The sequence below is a fragment of the Rhodoferax sp. genome (assembly GCF_039922535.1).
Taxonomy (GTDB): Bacteria; Pseudomonadota; Gammaproteobacteria; order Burkholderiales; family Burkholderiaceae_C; genus Rhodoferax_B.
The window spans coordinates 1-3733 of the sequence record NZ_JBDTEM010000112.1; the positions used below are offsets into that span (position 1 = coordinate 1).

Here is a 3733-nt window from a genome sequence, read left to right on the forward strand (position 1 = left end):
CCACCAAAGCCGCCGCCGTTGTCACGGTTGCCCTGGAAGCCACCGGTACGGGCTGGAGGACGGCTGTTGCGGTCGTTAAAACCGCTGGCGCCACCATAGCCACCGCCGTCGCGGTTGCCACCACGGTCGCCGCCGAAGCCGCCACCGTTGCCACCGCGATCGCCACCACCGAAACCACCGCGGTCGCCACGGGGAGCAAAGTCACCACGCGGCGAAGGACCGAAGCTGCGGCCACGGGGTGCGCCATCACGGCCACCGAAACCACCACCACCGCTGCGTGGAGGACGCGAATCAGGTTGGCGCTGTTGTGGCTCCATACCGGGAATCACTTCTGCCTTGAACTGCTGGTGGCTGTAGCTTTCGATGTCGAAAATCTTGCGACGGTCGCGCATTTCAGCGAACGTGACGGCGATACCGTCGCGGCCCGCACGGCCGGTACGGCCAATACGGTGGGTGTAGTCTTCGGCCTTCATCGGCAAACCAAAGTTGAACACGTGGCTGATGCTAGGCACGTCAATACCACGGGCAGCCACATCGGTTGCCACCAGGATTTGCACCTGGCCTTGGCGCAGGGCCATCAGGCGGCGGTTACGCAGACCTTGGCTCAGGGCACCGTGCAATGCAACGGCGCTAAAGCCTTCTTGGTGCAGGTCGGCGGCTAGGCCGTCGCACTCGATCTGGGTGCTGGCAAACACGATGGCCTGGGCAATCGAGGTATCACGCAGCCAGTGGTCCAGCAGCTTGCGCTTGTGCTGGGCGTTGTCGGCCCAGAACAGGATTTGCTTGATGTTCTGGTGCTTTTCTTGCGGGCTGTCGATGGTCACGCGCTGGGGTTCGCGCATCACACGCTGGGCCAGTTGCTGGATGCGCGGCGCGAAGGTGGCGCTGAACATCATGGTTTGCTTGCGGCCAATGGTCATTTGGTTGACATCGGCGAGGTCGTCCGAGAAGCCCAGGTCGAGCATACGGTCGGCTTCGTCCACCACCAGGAATTGCACCTGGTCCAGCTTGATTTGCTGCGAACGCTGCAAGTCGAGCAAACGGCCTGGGGTGGCAACCACCAGGTTGGCGTTTTGCAGCTTGGCAATTTGCAACTGGTAAGGCATACCGCCGACCACGTTGGCCACGCGCAGGCCACGGCAATGGGCCACCAGGCCAATCGCGTCGTGGGCCACTTGCTGGGCCAGCTCGCGGGTGGGGCACAAAATCAGGGCGCCGGGGGTGGCGGCCTTGAAGTTGCGGGCATTGGTGGGGTCTTTGCGCTTGGCGCGCTTGGGAGCGGGTTCGCCATTGGCTGCGGCTTCGGCTACGGCGGCTTCGTATTCAGCGCGCTCAGCGGCTTCGGCTTCGGCTTGCTGTTTCAGCAAGGTGTGCAGCACGGGCAGCAGGAAAGCAGCGGTTTTGCCGCTACCGGTTTGGCTGGACACCATCAGGTCGACAAAACGAGCGGACTCGCCTTGCATGGCCATGGGGATGGTTTGCATTTGCACAGCGGTAGGCTGGGTGTAACCCAGGTCGGCCACGGCTTGCACCAGCTCAGGGGCCAGGCCCAGGGTCACAAAGCCGTTAGGCAATGCGGGAGCAGCGTCGGCTTCAGCGGCCACTGCGGTGTCCACGCCTTCGACGGACAGCAAAGTTTCGGTCACGAAGGTGTCGTTGGAAGAGGAAAAGTCTACTGCGGGCGAAAAGTCGCCTGCGACATCAAAAGAGTCGTTCATTTAATTACTCACACAGAGACACCGCAAAGGCTGCGGTGCGCCCCGTAAATGGTTAAATAACATCAACCATCAAACGGAGCTAATGCCTTAGGAGGCATTAGTTGGTACAACTTTGTGTACCAGATGAGTGAAGGGAGATGTGCAAAGTGCACTAAATCATTTCTAGTGCAGCCTCGAATTATAGCCCGGATTCGGGTTTCCACCTAATTTAATCGGCAGTCATCTTCAAAAAGTGTGTGCGGTAGTGCACAAGTTCCTCAATTGATTCATGCACATCGGCCAACGCGGTATGGGCTTGCTGTTTTTTGAAGGCCGCCGCCACCTCGGGCCGCCAGCGTTTGGCCAGCTCTTTCAAAGTGCTCACGTCCAAGTTGCGGTAGTGGCAAAAGGCCTCCAGCTTGGGCATGTACTTGGCCAGAAAGCGCCGGTCCTGGCCGATGCTGTTGCCACACATCGGCGAGGTGCCCTTGGGGATGTACTGGGCCAGAAAGGCGATGATCTGTGCCTCGGCCTCGGCTTCGGTGAGCGTGGCGGCTTTGACCTTGTCGATCAGGCCGCTGCGGCCGTGCGTACCCTTGTTCCAGGCATCCATCTGGTCCAGCAAAGCATCCGATTGGTGGATGACCAGCACCGGGCCCTCAATACGAGGCTCCAGGTTAGGCCCGGTGACGACCACGGCGATCTCGATCAGGCGTTCGACCTCCGGGTCCAGGCCGGTCATTTCACAGTCCAGCCAGATCAGGTTTTGGTCCGATTTAGCCAGCAATACAGGGGATAGGGTGTTGATTTCAGCCATAGGGCGCATTGTCACCGATGGCCTGGGCGACACCGAACAAGCCCCCGCGAGGCTGCGCGCCCTGGATCGGGATGGGATGCAAGGCGCACATCGCAGACATAGCCTCGCTATGGCGAGGATGTGCAACGCAGCAGACCGCCCGAGGCCAGGGATGCGCGGACCGCGAGCGACTTGTTCGGCGTTGCCCTACACTCCCGCCCATGCAAGATTCCGCTCCTTTTTCCCCGTCTTTGGCTCTGAGCCTGGGCTTTGCCACCCTGTTGTTGATCACCATTTTGGTCAAGATGTGGCTGGCCTCGCGCCAGATCCGCCACGTGGCCCAGCACCGCCCTACCGTGCCCGCCGCCTTCGCCAGCAGCATCACCCTGGCCGCCAACCAAAAGGCTGCCGACTACACCATCACCAAGGCCCGCATCGGCCTGCTAGAGCTCTCCCTGGGCACCGCGGTGCTGATGGGTTGGACACTATTGGGTGGCCTGAATCTGCTGAACCAAAGCCTGCTGGCCTGGCTGGGTGGCGGCATGCTGCAGCAACTGGCCGTGCTGGTGGGTTTTGTGCTGATCAGCGGGCTGATCGACATCCCCCTGTCGCTCTACCAGACCTTTGTGATTGAGGAGCGCTTTGGCTTCAACAAAACCACCTTGAAACTGTGGCTGGGCGACATGCTCAAGTCCAGCCTGGTGGGTGCCGTGATCGGCCTGCCGATTGCCGCCTTGATTCTGTGGCTGATGGGCACCGCTGGCCCCCGCTGGTGGCTGTGGGCCTGGAGCGCCTGGATGGGCATCAACCTGCTGCTGTTGATGGTCTACCCGACCTTCATCGCCCCGCTGTTCAACAAATTCAAGCCGCTAGAAGACGAGAGCTTGAAAGCCCGCGTCACCGCCCTGATGCAGCGCTGCGGCTTTGCCGCCAAAGGCCTGTTTGTGATGGACGGCAGCAAGCGCAGCGCGCATGCCAACGCCTACTTCACCGGATTCGGTGCGGCCAAGCGCGTGGTGTTTTACGACACCCTGCTGGCCAAGCTGGCCCCCGCCGAGGTGGATGCCGTGCTGGCCCACGAACTCGGCCACTTCAAGCACAAGCACATCATCCAACGCATCGCCACCATGTTTGCCTTCAGCCTGCTGGGCTTTGCGCTGCTGGGTTGGCTGTCCACCCAGGTGTGGTTCTACACCGGCCTGAGCGTGATCCCGAATATGTCAGGCGCACCCAACGACGC

Annotated in this window: 3 protein-coding genes; 1 reads left to right on the top strand and 2 read right to left on the bottom strand. The window is 61.1% G+C overall.

The features are described 5' to 3' along the window. Both ABI213_RS05285 and orn read right to left on the bottom strand, forming a co-directional pair. Positions 1-1718, bottom strand: a 1718-nt coding sequence (locus ABI213_RS05285; RefSeq protein WP_348026321.1) for a DEAD/DEAH box helicase, incomplete at its 3' end; no start/stop codon positions are given. A 208-nt stretch (positions 1719-1926) separates the two neighbouring features. Continuing rightward, entirely contained in the window at positions 1927-2514 is a 588-nt protein-coding gene (gene orn / locus ABI213_RS05290) for an oligoribonuclease (RefSeq protein ID WP_348008892.1), read from the bottom strand. A gap of 200 nt (positions 2515-2714) precedes the next feature. Here orn and ABI213_RS05295 point away from each other — a divergent pair. Next, positions 2715-3733, top strand: a 1019-nt coding sequence (locus ABI213_RS05295) for a M48 family metallopeptidase (RefSeq protein ID WP_348026323.1), incomplete at its 3' end; no start/stop codon positions are given.

What these genes read in the sequence shown, in the direction of transcription:
- orn (WP_348008892.1), bottom strand. Translation starts at nt 2,514, where the DNA reads ATGGCTGAAATCAACACCCTATCCCCTGTATTGCTGGCTAAATCGGAC.